Below are 19,126 nucleotides of genomic sequence, written 5' to 3'. Positions count from 1 at the left end.
TATATCAATTATTCATTATTTTATAACATTCCCTATAATAACACAAAAAGGGAGTAGAACAGAATTCATTAAGAATTCATGTTCCACTCCCATAAAGATAACAATCAACGAATTATTCTTCGTCTTTATTTTCTTCTTCGCTATCTTCTTCTTTTTCTTCACCAACTACTTCAGGTTCTTCAGTTGCTGCTTCACCTTCCATAGCTTCAACTTCTTCTTCAGTAGGTTCATCAGTTGGAGGAACTACTGTTACAACAGATTCTTCTGGGTCGTTTTCAATTGTGAAATCGCCAGAAACTTTAATATCTGAAACTGAGTAGCTGTCATTAACTTCTAATTCAGTAATGTCAACTTCAATTGATTCAGGGATATTTTCTGGAGTTGCTGTAACTTGTAAGTCGAATAATGGTTGTTCAACTACGCCACCTTCTTTAGCACCAGCAGCTTCACCTACTAAATGAACTGGTACATCAACAGTACGTTCTTCAGTCATGTTGATTGCTAAGAAGTCGATGTGTGTAATTTGGTTTTTAAGTGGGTCAAATTGATAATCTGACACCATAACTTTGATTGATTTAGAACCAACGCCTAAATCGATAACACCGTTACGTCCTACTTCACGGATAACTTTGATGAATTCAACTTCATCAACTTTAACTGAAGTATTTTTAGTACCATAACCATAAACTACTGCAGGTACTTTACCTGTATTACGTAATTTTTTAAGGTCAGAACGTGTTTGTTTACCTTGACGGATGATTGACTTTAATGAAGCCATTCGTATTTCCACCTTTCATTTTCAAGTCTAGATACTTATTATCGTGAGAATATAAAGTTCTGGACTTCCCTTCACTTACCCATCAACTTTATAAGTTGCTTGCAAGTGTTTATTAGTTCGTAAAACCACGAACGAATGTATTATACACGGTTGAAATGTATAAGTCAAACGCAATTGTAAACTTTAGTCAAATAATACACTTACTGATTCACGTTCATATACTCGTATAATTGCTTGAGCAAGTAATCCAGCTACTGATAATTCTTTAGTGTTTGACGGTTTACGTGTGTCATCTAATAAGATTGAATTTGTAACGATTAATTCTTTAATTGCTGAATTCTCGATACGCTCCTTAGCAGGACCTGATAAAACTGGGTGTGTACAACAAGCATACACATCTTTAGCACCTTTATCTTTTAAAGCTTGTGCAGCTAAAGTGATTGTTCCTGCTGTATCGATAATGTCATCAATAATAATCGCAGTGCGTCCTTCAATTTCACCAACAATATTCATTACTTCTGCTACGTTTGGTTTAGGACGTCGTTTATCAATAATTGCAATCGGAGTTTTTAAAATGTCAGCAAGTTTACGTGCGCGTGTAACGCCACCGTGGTCCGGTGATACTACGACACATTCTTCTGGGTCAATGTTAGGGTCATTCTCAAAATGTTGACCAATGATTGGTACACCCATTAAATGGTCAATTGGAATATCAAAGAATCCTTGAATTTGTGGTGCATGTAAATCTAATGCAATCATGCGATTAGCACCAGCTGTTTCAATTAAGTTAGCTACTAACTTAGCTGTAATAGGTTCACGGCTACGTGCTTTTCTATCTTGACGTGCATAGCCATAATATGGAACCACAATATTGATATTAGCTGCTGATGCACGCTTACAAGCATCAATCATGATCAATAACTCCATCAAGTGTAAATTAACCGGATTTGAAGTTGGTTGGATAATGAAAACATCACATCCACGAATACTTTCTTCAATATTGATTTGAATTTCTCCATCGCTAAAGCGTTTAACAGAACATTTCCCTAATTCAATCCCTACTCGATCAGCTACCTCTTGTGCTAATGGCTCATTTCCTTTTAAAGAGAAAATCTTTAAAGATGAATTTTTGTATTCATTATTTAACATTTATAGTCCTCCAATTTTTAACTTAGACACTTTCATTATATAAAAAATTAATCGCTTTTACTATGTTCAACAAAAAATTGTGGAAAAGAGATACCAAATTTTATCAAAAAATTATTTTTTGAGATATCCTTCTTTTGTGATTTGACGGGCACGCGCAAGGGCTAAACTTTCATTAGGGACGTTGTCGGTAATTGTTGAACCTGCAGCGATTAACACACCGTCACCAACAGTTACAGGTGCCACTAAGTTAGTATTACATCCAATAAATGCATCTTTACCTACAACCGTTTTAAATTTATTAACACCATCATAATTTACTGTGATTGAACCACAACCAATGTTTGTACGTTCACCGATTTCAGCATCTCCAATATAACTTAAGTGAGATACTTTAGCCCCATCTTTAAGATCTGCTTTTTTCACTTCGACAAAGTTACCCACTTTTACATCTGAACCTAAGTTTGAACCAGGTCTTAGTTGCGCGAATGGTCCAACTTTTGTTTTATCACCAACGATTGAATCATTAATAACTGATTGTTTAATGTCAACTTTTGAGCCAATATGACTATTGTTGATTTCAGAGTATTGACCGATGACAGCTTCTTCTCCTATTTCTGTTTCACCATTAATACGTACACCAGGTTCAATAATTGTATCCCTACCTATTTTGACATCTGGTCCAATAAATGTAGTTGTAGGGTCGATAATAGTTACACCATTTCTCATATGCTCAATGTTAATACGTTGTTGCAACGCCTTTTCCGCATTACTTAACATGACACGATCATTTACACCCATAATCTCATTAAAATCGTCTGTGTGATAAACTTCAGCGACGCCATTATCAGCTAAGATTAAGCTGATCACATCTGGCAAGTAGTATTCACCTTGAGCATTATCATTTTTAACTTCTTCTAATTTAGAGAAAAGAACTCGATTATCGAACGCAAAAATTCCAGAACTAATTTCCGTTAATGCTTTTTGTGCTTCTGACGCGTCTTTTTCTTCAACAATACGTTGTAGTCTACGTTGTTCATCGCGAACAATTCGCCCATAACCAAACGGAATCTGAGCAGTTGCTGATAATACTGTCGCTTGCGCATGAGTACTTTCATGATGCTCAATTAACTTTTGTAACGTATGAGCTGTAATGAGCGGTGTGTCTCCACAAACAACTAAAGTTGTACCTTCCACTTCTTTCAAATGTTCGTTAGCCATCTTTACAGCATGTGCTGTTCCTAATTGTTCTTTTTGATAGCTATATAACGATTGGTTCCCCAATGTTTCTTTAACGTCTTCAGCACCATGACCTACAATTGTCACGATTTGGTTAACACCAGCATTCTTAACATTTGTTAACACATGTTCTACCATTGATTTTCCAGCAACTTTATGTAGCACTTTATATTTATTTGATTTCATTCTAGTACCTTTTCCAGCTGCTAATATTACTGCATTTCTTTGCATGAGTGGTAACCCTCCAATAAATTTTACACTTCTAATTTATTATAATTTAACTCAAGTTCGAGTTTCAAGATTTAGAAGGTTTTATAATTTAGTCTATTTAAATTTTTCAAAATATGTATTCACTAGTAAAACGCTTTATACCGCACTTGATATTTAAAAAGCAGGTTCAACAAATTTAAATGCTGAACCTGCCATAATGTATGATTTATTTAAGCTTCGTCTGAATCTTCTGATGAAGCATTTTTATCTGGAATAACTTCATCTGTTTCGTCATATACTTTCATAACGGCATCTTGAATTTCTTGTCTCATATCAGAGTTGATTGGATGCGCGATATCACGGAATTCACCATCTGGTGTACGTTTACTTAGCATAGCAACGAAAAGACCTGAGTTCCCTTCAATTACACGTAAATCGTGAATTACAAAAGCTTCGTCTAATGTAATTGAAACAAGTGCTTTCATTCTGCCATCTGTTTCTATTTTTCTAAGTCTAACATCTGTCACTTTCATGTAGTGAGCCCCCCTAGTATATATATCTTTGTTTGTTAGAAGCTTGACAATTCTTTAATCAAGGAAATTATATTCCTTTTACTTTACCTACAACTTCAATTTCAACTTTAACGTCTTTAGGTAGTCTTGCAACTTCAACACAACTACGCGCTGGTTGATGTTCACTGAAATAACTACCATAGACTTCATTTATTTGTTGAAATTCATTCATGTCGGAGATAAAAATGGTTGCTTTCACAACTGAGTTTAAATCCGAACCAGCTTCTTCAAGTACGAGAGACAAATTGTCTAGCACTTGTTTTGTTTGCTCTTTCACATCATCACTGACAATATTCCCTTCAGTATCTAATGGGATTTGTCCAGATGTGAATACTAAATTATTCACAACCATAGCGTGTGAGTATGGTCCTAAAGCTTCTGGTGCTTTTTTAGTGTTAATTGTTTTCATGATGTAATAAACTCCTTTTAAGAAAATTTAGACAAACTATTGCCAGGTTCTACTTTAAATTCCTGATTGTATTCATCAACATCAGATAATTTAACTAAAGAAGTATAATCCTCAATCAATCTTTGTTTAACTTCTTTTGACTCTACAAGTACAGATACCCCTTTAACTTGTGCCTTAAACTCATTCATAAGATTCATGACACCGTTGATTGAACCTCCTGCTCTCATAAAATCATCCACGACAAGTACATTAGAATTTTCAGCTAATGTACGTTTAGAAAGCACCATTGTTTCGATCTTACGTGAAGAGCCAGACACGTAGTTAATCGATACAGTAGATCCCTCAGTAACTTTATTGTCTTTTCTAATTACTACTACAGGTAAATTTAATACGTTAGCTACCGCATTAGCAAGCGATATCCCTTTTGTAGCGATTGTTACAACCGCATCAAGATCTTCTTCCATATAAATGCTAGCAATTAATTTACCAACTTTATTAAGTAAAGAAGGGTTACCTACTAAATCTGATAAGAAAAGATATCCACCAGGTAATAATCGTTCTTTTTCTTGAAGTAGTTCAATAACTTCTTCAACAATTTCCGAAGCCTCTTCTTTACTCATCATTGGTTTGTAAGTTACACCACCACTAGCACCTGCAGTCGTAATAACTGTACCTAGTTTTTCTTTTTGGAAAGTATTCTTAATAATTTGAACATCTTCACTAATTGAAGACTTCGCTTGTTTAAATTTTTTCACAAAAAAAGTTAAAGGTATTAACTGATTTGGATGATTCATTAAATACTGTGTCATAAAGACGATACGTTCACTTCTTTTATACCTCATTTGTTGTTCACCCTTCTATCCTAATAATCTTACTAAATACACTTCATTACAGCAGCCATTAACAGCATTATATATCTTTTTCGCTTGGCTTTCTTTTTGAGCAAGCCCATATACGGTTGGACCACTACCACTCATTAATGCGCCATCTGCACCACATTGCAACATATTATTTTTTATTTTTTCAATTTCAGGATGCATTGACATTGATACTGGTTCTAGACGATTCGATAAGCTTTCACATAACTGTTTATAATCACCTTCAACAATCGCCTTCTCGCACATTTCTGTATCTACATGATGTGCATCATCCAAATCTAACGCCTTGAATACATCCGCGGATGATATACCTAAATTAGGTTTCGCTAAAACTACCCAAGCTGAAGGTGGCTTTTTTAAAAAGCGTATCTTTTCACCTCTACCTTTGCATACAGCAGTTCTGTTATAGATGCAAAACGGAATGTCTGTTCCAATTTGTATTCCCAAATCACTTAGTTCATGCAAAGATTTATCCAAATTAAACAGACGATTAATACCACGCAACGTAGCAGCTGCATCAGCTGATCCTCCTGCTAAACCGGCAGAAACGGGGATATCTTTATCTATAGTAATGGTGACACCTTCATTTAAATCATAGGTTTCCAACATCAATTGTGCTGCACGATAAGCCAAATTTTTATGATCATTTGGAACATAGTTATGTTCAATATCAACAACGATTTTTTTATCTTTTCTTTTTTGGAAAGATAATCGATCGTTCAGATCAACTGTCGTCATAATCATTGCAATTTCATGATATCCATCATCTCTTTTGAAAAGTGTATCGAGCGTCAAATTTATCTTGGCTGGTGCCGTTTCATATATCATTTTTCCGCCCTCTCTTCATCTATAGTAATAAGATGATTTTAACATAAAGACTTAAAATATTTGATAGATACATGACAAATTTATGTAAAATCTTAATAAAACAATCAATTTAATCTACTAATATACGTTTTCTAATGAAATTATATTATTTTTAAGTAAAATGATTGGAAGTGAGATAGAAGCATTCACTGTCTCACGTTCGACGCATATCTTAATCTTCTACAAAAAAAGAGTGTTGAACTTAATAAGCCCAACACCCAATACATTTTAATTTATAGAGTTGTAATACACTAAACCACTCTATATTTATGTCTAAATTAGTGTGCAACTACTTCTTGATGATTATCTTCTTCAAATGAAACTTGTACGTTCTCTGTAAGAACATCCGTATATGTATACGAAACTCTTTCAAAATTATGCTTATCTTGGTCTAATTCAACAACGAATACTGAAGGATACGTTTCTTTTAAAACACCGCAACGTTCGATTGTTTTTTTACGACCACCGTTGGCTTTTAGTACAATACGATTTCCTAAATGACAATCAATAGAATTTTTGATGTCCAAAATTGATTTTGGCATATTGCTCCACCTCGCTACAAGTTACATAATACCATATTTCGCAAGGTTATGTCAAATAAAATTTAAATTTTATCAATGTAGTAGCGCTTTGTCAACAATTTAATTTTCTAATTCTGGGAAATTTTTCTTTTCTTCATACAATCGTGCAAAATCTTGTATTGATAGTGTTTCCCCACGTCTTTTAGGATCAATACCTGTTTGTTCAAGCCATTTTAATATACTTTCTTTATGCTTTTTTCCATCTTTAAAGAAATTCTGATAATTGTTGTAAATTGTTTTACGTCTTTGCGCAAAAGCTGCTTTAGCTAATTTAAAGAAAGTTTCTTCGTCATCCACGCTGACGAGTGGCGTCTCTCTTTGCATTAATTTAACAACAATAGAATCTACATTAGGTGGTGGCATGAAAACTGTTTTAGGAACCGTTAACACTTTACTTGTTTCTGTATAGTATTGTGTAACAATAGATAATGAACCATAAGCCTTTGTTCCTACTTGGGCATTTAAACGTTCACCAACCTCTTTTTGCATCATAACAACATAACCATCAATCGGAATATCTTGTTGCATTAAATTCAATAAAATTGGTGTTGTAATATAATATGGTAAATTAGCTACGACCATGATTTTGTCACAATCATTCAAATACGTTTTAACCGCCTTACCAATGTCTGCTTTCAATATATCTTCGTTAATTATCGTAACGTTGTCATATGGCGCTAGCGTTTCTTTTAGTACAGGTATAAGTCGTTGATCAATTTCAAATGACATCACCTTTTTAGCTCTTTTAGCTAATTGCTCTGTTAAAGAACCCATACCGGGACCAACTTCAATAATACCTGTGTTGTCGTCAATTTCACTTGCATCTATAATTTTATGAATGATATTCACATCTACTAAGAAATTTTGTCCTAAACTTTTTTTAAAGTTAAATCCAAACTGATCTAACAATGCCTTAGTTCTTGAAGGTGTCGCAATATCTTTTCTCTCCACCTTTTATTCACTCTCCTTTTCCATAGATAACGCTTCGCGCACATCTGATTCAGTATAACCAAATGCATTGAGTTTCTTAAGCAGTTGCTTGCCATTTGAATGTCCGATGTGTAATTTACGACCTAGTATTTCTCTTTTACGACGTGCGTCTTTACCAATTATTAATCCTAAGTCTATGAGAACACTTTTGTCGATTGATTCTTCCGCTTCTTCAAAAGGAGAACTGACGTGCATTAATGCGTCTCTAATATCTTTTGGATGCGCATGTTCAACACCGATTTTACCACGTTTATTTTTAGCCTTTTCTCTATCTAAGTATGCATGTTTAACACCTGAAACGTGTTCTGTAATCGTGTGACGTATTTTATCACCGGGAAAGTCAGGATCAGTTAATACGATAACACCTCTTGTTTCTTGTGCATTTTGGATGACTGCTAAAATCTCTTTATTGATAGCACTCCCATTTGTTTCAATCGTATCACATTCAACAGCCGACTTTACTCGTTCTGTGTCATCTCTACCTTCTACTACGATAAATTCATTGATTTTCATAATAAAAAATCCTTACCTTTCAAATTCATTTCACATATATTATAACTACTTATCACATAAAAAATGAGAAAGATGTCGTGTGTCATGTTTATAAAATCATACCATGACAGACACGGTTTAACATCTTTCTCAGACATATATTATTATTTTAATTTAAATAAACGTTCAGCATTTTCCGTAGTTTGATGACATACATCTTCATATGACATACCACGTAATTCTGCAATTTGTTCAGCAACTAAAGTCACACGTTCTGGTTCATTACGTTTACCTCTATATGGGTGAGGTGAAAGATAAGGCGCATCTGTTTCAACTAACAATCTATCCATAGGTACATGTTTTGCGACTTCTTTAGGTTGCTTAGCATTCTTAAATGTAACTGGACCACCTAAAGAAATATGGAAGTTCAGCTTATTAATAACTACATCTGCAATTTCAGGAGAACCACTGAAACTATGCATAATTCCGCCTACTTCTTCAGCATGTTCTTCCATTAAGATATCTACACAATCTTGCGTAGCTTCGCGATTATGAATAATGATAGGCAAGCCCACTCTTTTAGCAAGAGTAATTTGCTTTCTAAATACGTCTTTTTGAACTTCAGCTGGAGATTTATCCCAATGATAATCTAAGCCCATTTCTCCAATACCAATAACTTTAGGATGCTTTGATAACTCTTCAATCCATTGTAAACGTTCATCTGTAAAATCAATCGCATCAACAGGATGCCAACCTATAATTCCATAAATAAAATCATATTGATCAATCAGTTCCATAGCACGTTCGATTGTCGGTGTATCAAAACCAACGACAAACATGCGATCAACGCCTGCTTCTCTCGCACGAGAAATGACTTCAGTTAAATCTTCCGCATATTGTTCATCATTTAAATGGACATGTGTATCGATTAACATTTTATCTCTCCTAATTTTACAATTTATTACTATTTAATAACTGCACCATTTGGAATTGCACTTGGTAAACTAACTAATGTTAAGACACCATCTTTTTCAGCTGATAAAATCATGCCTTCTGACTTTTGACCCATTAATTTAGCAGGTTTTAAGTTAGTGACCACTGCAACTTTTTTTCCGATAATATCTTCTGGACGATAAAACTTAGCGATTCCAGAAACAATTTGACGTTGCTCTGAACCTAAGTCAGTTTGAATTTTTAACAATTTATCAGACTTTGGAACGTTTTCAGCATCAGTAATTGTTGCTGCTTTAATTTCAACTTTATCAAAATCTTTAATATCAATTTGCGCTTTACTTGGCTCTTCCACTTCATCTTTAGATTCTTCAGACTTTGGAGGTTGCATTGATTCTTTAATATATGCAATTTCCGCTTCAGTGTCTAAACGTGGGAAGATTGGTGTTGGCTTCTCAGTTACCATAATCGGTTGTTTTAATGCACCATATTGTTCAAGACTTTCTAATTCAAATAATTCAGGTTCATTAATATTCAGTTGTTTGAAAATTTCTTTAGGCGCATGTGTTAAGAATGGACGTAGTAATACTGCAGCATATCGAATATTTTCAACTAAATGTGCCATGACATTACCAAGCATATCTTTTTGACTATCATCCTTAGCTAATACCCATGGTGTAGTCTCATCGATATATTTATTTGTACGACTAATAAACTTCCATACAGTAGATAAAGCTACAGAGAATTGGAAACTTTCCATACTTTCATTGAAATGTTTCACAGTTTCATGTGCTAATGCTTCCATATCTTCGTCTAGTTCATGTTTAGGACCTTCATATGCAGGCAGTTCACCTTGGAAATACTTATTAATCATAGAGATTGTACGATTTACTAAGTTACCTAAGTCATTTGCTAAATCATAGTTAGTGCGCTCTACAAAAGCTTCAGGAGTGAATACTCCATCAGAGCCAAATGGTAGTTCGCGCATTAAATAATAGCGTGTTGCATCAAGACCATAGCGGTCAATTAATACGTTAGGATCTACCACATTACCTTTAGATTTACTCATTTTACCGTCTTTCATCAGAATCCAACCATGTGCAAATACTTTTTTAGGAAGCGGTAAGTCTAACGCCATTAATAAAATTGGCCAAATAATTGAGTGGAAACGTACAATTTCTTTAGCCATTAAATGCACATCTGCTGGCCAATATTTCTTGAATAATTCATCATCATCTGATAAGTATCCTAATGCAGAAATATAGTTTACTAATGCATCAATCCATACGTATACAACGTGTTTAGGATTGGATGGCACTCTGACGCCCCAGTCAAATGATGTACGTGAAACAGCTAAATCTTCTAAACCAGGTTTAATAAAGTTGTTAATCATTTCATTTTTTCTTGAAGGCGGTTGAATGAAATCTGGATTAGCATCATAAAATTCTAATAATCTATCTGTGTATTTATTAATATTAAAGAAATAGCTTTCCTCTTTAACTAACTCAACTTCATGACCTGAATCTGGACTTTTTCCGCCAACAATTTTGCCATTTTCATATATTGGATCTACTAATTGCGATTCAGTGTAATATGTTTCATCTGGTACCGAATACCACCCTTCATACTCACCAAGGTAAATATCACCTTGTTTTAAAAGACGCTCAAAAACTTTTTCTACTACTTGTTTATGACGATCTTCTGTAGTACGAATAAAGTCATCATTAGAGATTTCTAACTTACTCCAAAGACTTTTAATACCACTGATCATTTCATCTAAATATTCTAATTCAGTTTTACCTACTTTTTGAGCTTTTTCTTGAATTTTTTGGCCATGTTCATCTGTACCAGTTAAGTAACGAACATCATAGCCTTGCATACGTTTATAACGTGAAATTACATCACCAGCTACTGTTGAATATGCATGGCCGATATGTAAATTACCACTCGGATAATAAATTGGGGTTGTAATATAAAATGTTTCTTTCGCCATCAATAGTCCTCCTCATCGTTTACAAAATAATAATATATACGTGTTATTTTGTTCATTATGGATTTTGATACTTAAACGCATCACGATATCCTTTTATATTAAGTTATTTCTTATTATAACTCATATCAATTTTCTAATGTCGTATCCTATTAACATTACCATAAATTCATTAATTTATGGGGTATTTCATAAGATTTTCATTGCCCATTTTCCCAGAAAAATTTTTAATTAATCAACGTTTCATTGCCACATCATTGATTGACATCATGATATATGTCATAAACTTCTCCAGTCTTCATATGACGATCTTCTGCGACTAACTTAATCGCCTTTTTAGGTTTAATATTTTGTTCTGATATATAGTGTTCGACATGCTCTGAAATGGTAAGTGATTGAAACCATTGTTCAGTTTCAAGAGGCTTAGCGCCCTCAATCAAGATTACAAATTCACCTTTTTGCATAATTTCATCGTTTTGAAATGCATTTATTAAGTGCCCAACTTCTTGCATCACAATTTGTTCAAACTTTTTAGTTAATTCACGACCGACTGCAACACGTCTAGTATCATCAACTTTAGAAATGGCTTTTAACGTTTCAACAACACGGAATGGTGACTCATAAATAATTAATGTGCTATCTTGAAACATTCGTTCCTGTAATACTGCTACTTTGTCTTTTTCTTTTCTAGGTAAAAAGCCTAAAAATGTATACGTATAGGATGGTAGGCCACTTGCCATTAGTGCAGTTAAACCTGCATTAGGACCAGGCACGGTTTCTACATGAATGTCATAACTGTGGGCTGCAACGACCAACTCATAACCCGGATCGCTTATTAAAGGTAAACCTGCATCTGACACTAAAGCGATATTGTAACCTTCATTTAACAAGTCAATTAAATACTCAGTTTGCTGCGACTTATTATGTTCATGATATGATTTGAGAGGTGTTTGAATATCATAATGATTGCAAAGCTTTTTGGTCACTCGTGTATCTTCACAAGCTATAAAATCAGCATTATTTAAAGTTTCAATTGCACGAAATGTAATATCACCTAGATTTCCTATAGGCGTTCCCACTAAATATAATGTCGCCATATTTAACGCTCCTCAATCATTTTTAATTTTTGTTGTCTGCTATATGTTTTAATTTCATACTCTCTTCGCATTGCTTCTGATTTTGAACTAAACATTTCTTGATAAACTAACACTACCGGACGTCTTGTTTTAGTATATTTAGCCCCTTTTCCTGCATTATGCGTCGCAATACGTGCCTCTACATTGGTAGTATAACCCGTATATAATGAATTATCTTTGCATTTAACTATATAGACATAATGTTTAGCCATAATACACCTCTTTCATTTCATCAGTGTAGTCACCCTGATTGTTATAGATGTAAAATGGTGGTGCAATGGTTAATCCCTGGTTACCGTTTTTGCGTCCCTCTACTACAATCGTAACAGCCGATTTATCAATTTTACTATAAATAAAAACCACTCGTTTCGGTTCAATAGTGGCTTTGCGCATCTCAGTTAAGACATCCATTAACCTTTCAGCTCGATGAACCATCATAAGTCGACCACCTTGCTTTAATAAATGACGCGCTGCCAACATACAATCCTCTAATGTACACATAATCTCATGTCTCGCAATCTTATGCGCCTCTTTTTGATGTTGATGACGTTGATTGCTTTTAAAATAAGGAGGATTACACGTGACTAACGTATATTGAGATGGTTTAAAGTTTTGGTACACATCTTTTAAATCCATGTGATGCATTAATAATCGATTCGTTAAATCGTTATATTCGAAGCTACGACGAGCCATATCAGCCAATTGTTCTTGTATCTCGATACTCTCAATTGTTTGCGATCCTTTAGCTGATAACAAGAGTGCAATCACACCATTTCCCGCGCAAAGGTCTAATATTTTGTCATTCTTCCTCACTTCGGTAAAATGCCCTAACAATAAAGCATCTGTTGAAAATGAAAAAACATCGTCATTTTGTATAATTTTCAAATTTTCTTTAAATAAGTCATCAATACGCTCATTAGCTTTTAACATAATCTTTTTTCTCCTAAAAAAGAGATGTCTTTACAACACATCGTTATATTTCAAAGTGTTGAAATCCATCCCTAATCATTAGCGTACGCTTTAATCAATTTCACTTTACATTTGCGACGTACTGTCAATCCACTGGCAATATCAACTGACCAATGGTCTAACTATTTAATACATTCATACATAGTAAACAATCCTCACCATATCGATGTTTACCAAATAATTCTCCATTACAAATATGGAATCCTTCGCTATATAATACTGCTAAGTTATCCTTACTTGGCAATGGTTTCTTAACATGTTTAATTGAACTTTTATTATCTCTTTCCTTACTCATTGGCTTGTTGTCTTTTTCAATACGATTGGTAACTTTGACATCTTCAACATCTTGTTCACTCTTAGCCATCAATGATTTTAAATTATCATTTTCAACTTGTAAGGCAACATTTTCTTCAATAAGTTGGATAGATAATGCTTTCAGTTCACTCATTTCCTGATTTAATTGATTAACATTACTTTCAAGTTTTACAATTTTTTCAAATAAGTCATTGCGATTCAAAAGTAACGTGCCTCCTTAATTAAAAGCTTCTAATTCTTCCATTTTATATTCTAACGGCTGTTCTAAACCATCGATTTTAACTTGCATTGAAATATCTAGAATATTCAACCCAATGACTTGTCCTTTGCCTTCAGGTGTCACAATTTTATCCCCTAAATCAGGCAACTGTGCTCTTGCCTCTTCATAAAAATCATTTTCATATTTTAAACAACACATCAATCGACCACAAGCACCAGAAATTTTAGTAGGATTTAATGACAGATTTTGATCTTTAGCCATTTTAATTGAAACCGGTTCAAAATCCCCTAAAAATGTGGCACAACATAGTGAACGACCACATGGACCGATACCACCTAGTAATTTGGCTTCATCTCGAACACCGATTTGTCTTAATTCGATACGTGTCTTTAAATTTTGTGCTAAATGTTTTACGAGTTTACGAAAATCAATACGATCATCTGCTGTAAAATTAAAAATTACTTTTGATTTATCTAATGTATATTCACAATTAACTAATCGCATATCCAGTTGCTGTTCTTTAACTAAGTCTTTACATAATTGTAATGCATTAGTGGCATCTTCATCATTTTGATAATACGTTTCGATATCTTGCTCTGTAGCAACGCGTATAATTTCTTTTAAAGGTAATGTGACATCACCATCTTCAACATCTTTAGGTGGAAACTTTACACTTCCAATTTCAATGCCTCGTTTAGATTCGACAACAACCCAATCATCTACATTTACGTCTAAATCATTAGGCGCATAATATTCCAATTTCCCTGCTTTCTGAAATTGTACACCTACGATATTTGGCATTCTAACTCACACCTTTGATTACTATTTGTTCAAATACAAGCGTCGGATTAACATTTTGCATTAATTTTTTGTGCGCTTCTGTAATTTGGTCGTACATTGTTATAACTTGGTTTAGCGATAACTGATTCGCATATTTTTCTATATTACCTTTTAAATCTGTGTATATAAAATCTCGTTCAATTCCTATTTTGGCATGCATAATATCCTCAAAAAACGCGTTAACGGCTGCTAGCGTTAGTAATTGTAACTTACGATTTTTCGCATTTTTTTTTAAATCTATTATTCCAATTAATGCCATAGGTCTATTCGTTAATAATAAGTCACACCAATGTAAAATCACTTTCCTAAGTGTAACTAAATCATGTTCTTCATTTAAATCTATTGCAGTTTCTAGTTGCGTAGTATAGGTGCTTAGCATTTCAGCTACAGCTCTATTAATATCTTCATCAACTAATCTATCTATAAAGTCTTGTTTATCACTTGGTTTAAAATAAACATGCTGACAACGTGAATGAATTGTATCTAAGATTTGTTCTGGCTTAGTTGATAACAAAATGGCTATCGTATTCTCAGGTGGTTCTTCTAAAAACTTTAATATACTATTTTCCCCTTGAACAGTAAGCTTTTCAAAATCTTCAATGATATAAACTTTATGTGTTCCTTCAATAGGAAGTTGATTCATACGATGTACCAATTGCTCAATTTGCTCTTTCTTAATTGAATTTTCTTCAGAAGATACATACATGAAGTCTGGTTGGTTGAAGGTTTCAACTTTCATTTCACATTGCTGATTCCCATTACATAGAATAAGTTTTGCAAATTCCATCGCTACATGCTTCATTGATTGTGCATCATCACCTTCAAAAAGGTAGGCATGCGATAGTTTATTTGAATGATACGCATTCGCTAATTTTTGTTGTTCATCCATGCTTGCTTACTCCTTATTCAACTTTATAATATAAAAGAGGTTAGGACCAAAGCATTTAGAATTTATGCAAACTTACCGATTAGCAAAATTATATTTCAAATTTTGTCGAATCGAGTTTCTCTACAACTTAACATGTTGCAAAAAAGTTTGCTAAATCTGTCTTCAAACACCGTCTATCAGTGTTCCAGAGCATAAGCCATATGTCCCAACCTCGAATATTGTTTATTCATCTAAGGTGTCTTAATTTCATTATTCATTACTTTTAAATGTTAAAATCTATGGAATGATTCGACTGGCATTACAAATACTGTAGCGCCACCTACTTCCACTTCAACAGGATATGGTATGTAAGAATCTGCACTACCTCCCATTGGTGTCATTGGTGAAACAAGTTGATCTCTATTACCGCAAGTATGATCAATGACTGATAAAATATCATCTACACGGTCATCATCTACACCACATAAGAAAGTAGTGTTACCTGCTCTTAAAAATCCACCAGTAGTTGCTAATTTTGTAGCTCTAAAGTTATTTTTCACGAGTTGGTCTGAAAGTTCTTGACTATCCTGATCTTGAACGATCGCTATAATCATTTTCATTTTAAAACACCTCTTCTTGTTATTATATCATAATTATTTTAAAAAATTTAAGATTATCTCATAAGTTTCATTGACTACATCATCAATATTACGTGTCGCATCTACCACTGCAAAACGCTGAGGTGTTTCTTGAATGATTTGTCGATATCCTTCAATCACCTTCTCGTGAAATGCAATATCTTCTTTATCAAGCCGATTTTGATCTCGTTGATTTTTAAGTATTCTATCTCTACCGACTTCTGCCGTAATATCTAAATAAATGGTTAAATTTGGATAAAGACCATTTATTGCAAAATCATTTAATTGCTTCACTTCTTCAATACCTATACCCCTTGCATAACCTTGATATGCAAGAGAACTATCAATATATCTATCACATAAGACAATTTTATTATCATTTAACGCGGGCACAACTTTTTCTACTAGGTGTTCTCTTCTAGAAGCAGCAAACAACATTGCTTCTGTACGTATGTCCATATTTTCCCCTTCTAATACTACCTTACGTATTTCTTCACCAGTTGGTACTCCTCCAGGTTCTCTAGTAGCAATCAACTGATAATCCTGAGCTAACTTTTCAGACACACGTTGCAATACAGTTGTCTTACCTGAACCTTCAGGACCCTCGAATGTTATAAACGCCGACATTTTATTCATCCTTAACTAATATTTTTTCTTGTTTTATACCCTCAACTCTATCGCCTTTTTGAAGATATTCTCGCATTAATTTTATCATATTTTGGGTTATTCTTTCCCCTTTTAAATAAACAGGGATACCCGGCGGATATGGTATGATGTGCATTGCTAATATCTTACCTATCGATTGATCAATATCAACCCATGTTACGTTACCACTATCTTGTGGGAAGTATGTACCTTCATCTAACGGTATATGTATTGATGTTGATTGTTTAGTTGACAAAGGACATGGTAGATTGATTTTAGTGATTTTGTTTAATAGTGTTTCAAATGGATACTTATCGTCCTCATGCCATAACGGCAATACAAATAAAACTTGCTTGTCGTCAGCTAATTCAATGTATATACCCATTTGTTCAAACCATGTTTGTATTTCAAATCCAGAATACCCTTGATACTGAATTAATAATTTTAAAGGATCACTTACACAAATAGTAGTTAATCCAATCATATTTAGCGTATCAATAAGTTGCTTTCTTTTCTCAAAAAATAGCGTACTATCGTAATCAACATAAAATTGATGTGCTAGCTCAAGACTGGCCATCACTAAATATGAAGGACTAGAAGTCTGAAAGTATCCTAGATATCGCACTATTTCATCTTTCAATGGCGCATCTTTATGAATAAACAATATAGATCCCATCGTGAGTGCGGGCAATGTCTTGTGATAAGACTGCACAACATAATCCGCGCCACTTTCAAGTGCAGATTTTGGAAAGTTTTTTAAATTAAAATGTGCACCATGTGCCTCATCAACTAATACTGGTATCGCTTCACAATGTGCTCTATCTACAAATGCTTTGATATCAAAGCATTCACCATAATAGTTTGGATAGGTTACAATAGCTAACTTCTGATTATTAAATGTCATACTTTGTGTGTCCGGACCTAAATATTGACTACTATCATTACTCTTAGTCATTGCTATTATATCAGCAGGTTGCTGTACAATGTCCAATCCATGAAAGACTGATTTGTGAACATTACGACTAATCAAATAATTCCCTTTTAATTTTGAAAATGACTGTATCACTGATAAAATTCCTGAGGTTGTTCCGTTAATTAAGAAATATGCGTCATAATCCGGTTGCTTATGAATATGTTGCATACTTTTTAATATGATATCTTCTGGGTGATGCAAATCATCAAGTCCCGTAATTTCAGTCATATCCATCTCAAAGTCCAAATTTTTTACATTACCGATTGTTCCATTTTTGTGACCAGGTACATGTAAAGAAATAGCATTTTCATTTACCAATTGAGATAATTTATGAAAAATTGGAAGTTCCATATTATACACACTTTCTAATTATTTAGTGCACTTGCGATAAATCATCATTGCCATCGCGTTGCTCAATCCACTTTGCTTTCAATAGTCCCATGACATAACAATCTTTATACTTTCCTTGAGTATAAAAATGTTCTTTTAATTCACCTTCTATAATGAAACCTGCTTTTTTATATATGTGCACTGCTTTTTCATTATTCACATCCACATATAAATAAACTTTATTCAGGTTCAAGACTAAAAAGGCGTAATCAACTGCCATTTTAAATGCTTTTTTAGCATACCCTTTATTTCCAAATTGTGAATCTATAATAATTTGAATTTCACAATTTCTATGTACAAAGTTAATTTCCACTAATTCTACAACACCGATAGACGTGTGATCATCTTCAATAATGAATCTTCTCTCTGATTCATCTAAAATATGCTTTTGATATAACGTTTTTAACTCACTTAATGATTCATACGGTTCTTCAAACCAATAAGACATAATCGTATATTCGTTATTTAAATGATGTACAAATTGTAAGTCTGTTTCTTCTAAAGCTCTAATTATCATTCTTAGCACTCCTTTAATTACAGTGTAGACAAGCGATTTAACTAAGTAAAGTAACTCAATACTTTAACTTTCTATACTTTAACTTTCTATTCGTTAAGGTATAACTCTTTCTCTAGCGGAACGTAAATCTGCTACCACCGGCGCTAAGAAACTTACTTTACTTCGAGACAAGCGCTCGCTTCCTTCCTCATTTTCTAAAATTGCTTGTTCTTTTAGCTCAACTAAACTCACTTCTCAATTTTCTCAATTCATCGGCTTCAAACACTTTCTCCTCGTAAAGCTATTACACTTTTATTTGTTGTTATCTTATTAAACCCTCGATTTTGTTTTTATGCATAAAAAAAGAGACCTTTCGGTCTCGATATCGGCTCATCGCATCCATACGATTTGCCTGGCAACGTCCTACTCTAGCGGAACGTAAATCCAACTACCATCGGCGCTAAGGAGCTTAACTTCTGTGTTCGGCATGGGAACAGGTGTGACCTCCTTGCCATTGTCACCAGACAAGAGAA

The 19,126-nt window shown here is 33.8% G+C and carries 23 protein-coding genes and 1 rRNA gene; all 24 read right to left on the bottom strand.

What is annotated here, in order from left to right:
• Positions 1–112: 112 nt before the first annotated feature.
• Positions 113–778: a 50S ribosomal protein L25/general stress protein Ctc gene (locus tag BB045_RS01465; protein ID WP_011276760.1), complete on the bottom strand. Its 666-nt coding sequence runs from the start codon at positions 776–778 to the stop codon at positions 113–115.
• A gap of 183 nt (positions 779–961) precedes the next feature.
• The gene (locus BB045_RS01460; protein WP_011276761.1) at positions 962–1,927 is read right to left on the bottom strand and encodes a ribose-phosphate diphosphokinase; all 966 of its coding nucleotides are present in this window, start codon (positions 1,925–1,927) and stop codon (positions 962–964) included.
• A 111-nt stretch (positions 1,928–2,038) separates the two neighbouring features.
• Positions 2,039–3,394, bottom strand: a complete 1,356-nt coding sequence (gene glmU / locus BB045_RS01455; protein WP_075140423.1) for a bifunctional UDP-N-acetylglucosamine diphosphorylase/glucosamine-1-phosphate N-acetyltransferase GlmU — start codon at positions 3,392–3,394, stop codon at positions 2,039–2,041.
• Positions 3,395–3,603: 209 nt separating this feature from the next.
• On the bottom strand, positions 3,604–3,906 hold the full coding sequence (spoVG, locus tag BB045_RS01450) for a septation regulator SpoVG (RefSeq protein WP_075140422.1): 303 nt from the start codon (positions 3,904–3,906) through the stop codon (positions 3,604–3,606).
• Positions 3,907–3,973: 67 nt separating this feature from the next.
• On the bottom strand, positions 3,974–4,354 hold the full coding sequence (locus tag BB045_RS01445; RefSeq protein ID WP_075140421.1) for a RidA family protein: 381 nt from the start codon (positions 4,352–4,354) through the stop codon (positions 3,974–3,976).
• Between the two features lie 17 nt (positions 4,355–4,371).
• Positions 4,372–5,196, bottom strand: a complete 825-nt coding sequence (gene purR / locus BB045_RS01440) for a pur operon repressor (RefSeq protein WP_011276765.1) — start codon at positions 5,194–5,196, stop codon at positions 4,372–4,374.
• Positions 5,197–5,211: 15 nt separating this feature from the next.
• Positions 5,212–6,060 (bottom strand): 4-(cytidine 5'-diphospho)-2-C-methyl-D-erythritol kinase, encoded by an 849-nt coding sequence (ispE, locus tag BB045_RS01435; protein WP_053015912.1) that lies wholly within the window; start codon positions 6,058–6,060, stop codon positions 5,212–5,214.
• Between the two features lie 317 nt (positions 6,061–6,377).
• Positions 6,378–6,641: a biofilm formation stimulator Veg gene (veg, locus tag BB045_RS01430; RefSeq protein ID WP_011276767.1), complete on the bottom strand. Its 264-nt coding sequence runs from the start codon at positions 6,639–6,641 to the stop codon at positions 6,378–6,380.
• Positions 6,642–6,740: 99 nt separating this feature from the next.
• The gene (rsmA, locus tag BB045_RS01425; RefSeq protein ID WP_037552638.1) at positions 6,741–7,631 is read right to left on the bottom strand and encodes a 16S rRNA (adenine(1518)-N(6)/adenine(1519)-N(6))-dimethyltransferase RsmA; all 891 of its coding nucleotides are present in this window, start codon (positions 7,629–7,631) and stop codon (positions 6,741–6,743) included.
• 3 nt (positions 7,632–7,634) lie between these two features.
• Positions 7,635–8,183 carry a ribonuclease M5 gene (rnmV, locus tag BB045_RS01420; protein WP_075140420.1) on the bottom strand — a complete coding sequence of 183 codons (549 nt, stop codon included), beginning with the start codon at positions 8,181–8,183 and terminating at the stop codon, positions 7,635–7,637.
• A 143-nt stretch (positions 8,184–8,326) separates the two neighbouring features.
• Complete coding sequence (locus tag BB045_RS01415; protein ID WP_037552637.1) at positions 8,327–9,097, bottom strand: TatD family hydrolase; 771 nt, start codon at positions 9,095–9,097, stop codon at positions 8,327–8,329.
• 29 nt (positions 9,098–9,126) lie between these two features.
• On the bottom strand, positions 9,127–11,106 hold the full coding sequence (metG, locus tag BB045_RS01410) for a methionine--tRNA ligase (protein ID WP_075140419.1): 1,980 nt from the start codon (positions 11,104–11,106) through the stop codon (positions 9,127–9,129).
• Positions 11,107–11,357: 251 nt separating this feature from the next.
• Positions 11,358–12,200, bottom strand: a complete 843-nt coding sequence (rsmI, locus tag BB045_RS01405) for a 16S rRNA (cytidine(1402)-2'-O)-methyltransferase (RefSeq protein ID WP_070631780.1) — start codon at positions 12,198–12,200, stop codon at positions 11,358–11,360.
• A 2-nt stretch (positions 12,201–12,202) separates the two neighbouring features.
• Positions 12,203–12,451, bottom strand: a complete 249-nt coding sequence (locus tag BB045_RS01400; RefSeq protein ID WP_037536987.1) for a GIY-YIG nuclease family protein — start codon at positions 12,449–12,451, stop codon at positions 12,203–12,205.
• Entirely contained in the window at positions 12,444–13,169 is a 726-nt protein-coding gene (locus tag BB045_RS01395) for a tRNA1(Val) (adenine(37)-N6)-methyltransferase (protein ID WP_070582032.1), read from the bottom strand. The genes BB045_RS01400 and BB045_RS01395 overlap by 8 nt, the downstream gene beginning before the upstream one ends.
• 157 nt (positions 13,170–13,326) lie before the next feature.
• Positions 13,327–13,725, bottom strand: a complete 399-nt coding sequence (gene yabA / locus BB045_RS01390; protein WP_053023635.1) for a DNA replication initiation control protein YabA — start codon at positions 13,723–13,725, stop codon at positions 13,327–13,329.
• 15 nt (positions 13,726–13,740) lie between these two features.
• On the bottom strand, positions 13,741–14,544 hold the full coding sequence (locus BB045_RS01385) for a PSP1 domain-containing protein (protein ID WP_037552629.1): 804 nt from the start codon (positions 14,542–14,544) through the stop codon (positions 13,741–13,743).
• 1 nt (position 14,545) lies between these two features.
• Positions 14,546–15,472, bottom strand: a complete 927-nt coding sequence (locus tag BB045_RS01380; protein WP_075140418.1) for a DNA polymerase III subunit delta' C-terminal domain-containing protein — start codon at positions 15,470–15,472, stop codon at positions 14,546–14,548.
• Between the two features lie 269 nt (positions 15,473–15,741).
• The gene (locus tag BB045_RS01375; protein WP_011276778.1) at positions 15,742–16,071 is read right to left on the bottom strand and encodes a cyclic-di-AMP receptor; all 330 of its coding nucleotides are present in this window, start codon (positions 16,069–16,071) and stop codon (positions 15,742–15,744) included.
• Positions 16,072–16,104: 33 nt separating this feature from the next.
• Positions 16,105–16,716 carry a dTMP kinase gene (gene tmk, locus BB045_RS01370; RefSeq protein WP_037552627.1) on the bottom strand — a complete coding sequence of 204 codons (612 nt, stop codon included), beginning with the start codon at positions 16,714–16,716 and terminating at the stop codon, positions 16,105–16,107.
• Between the two features lies 1 nt (position 16,717).
• Positions 16,718–18,058 carry an aminotransferase class I/II-fold pyridoxal phosphate-dependent enzyme gene (locus tag BB045_RS01365; protein ID WP_075140417.1) on the bottom strand — a complete coding sequence of 447 codons (1,341 nt, stop codon included), beginning with the start codon at positions 18,056–18,058 and terminating at the stop codon, positions 16,718–16,720.
• 22 nt (positions 18,059–18,080) lie between these two features.
• Positions 18,081–18,614 (bottom strand): GNAT family N-acetyltransferase, encoded by a 534-nt coding sequence (locus BB045_RS01360; protein ID WP_070582028.1) that lies wholly within the window; start codon positions 18,612–18,614, stop codon positions 18,081–18,083.
• A 93-nt stretch (positions 18,615–18,707) separates the two neighbouring features.
• Positions 18,708–18,845, bottom strand: coding sequence for a hypothetical protein (locus BB045_RS12080; RefSeq protein ID WP_154391941.1), 138 nt, complete (start codon positions 18,843–18,845; stop codon positions 18,708–18,710).
• A 158-nt stretch (positions 18,846–19,003) separates the two neighbouring features.
• Positions 19,004–19,118, bottom strand: a 5S ribosomal RNA gene (gene rrf, locus BB045_RS01355).
• Positions 19,119–19,126 lie beyond the last annotated feature (8 nt).

Origin of the sequence: Staphylococcus sp. MB377 (assembly GCF_001922505.1) — a bacterium.
Taxonomy (GTDB): Bacteria; Bacillota; Bacilli; order Staphylococcales; family Staphylococcaceae; genus Staphylococcus; species Staphylococcus haemolyticus.
The sequence above is the reverse complement of the archived record's forward strand: the minus strand, read 5'-3'. Positions and strand labels throughout refer to the sequence as shown.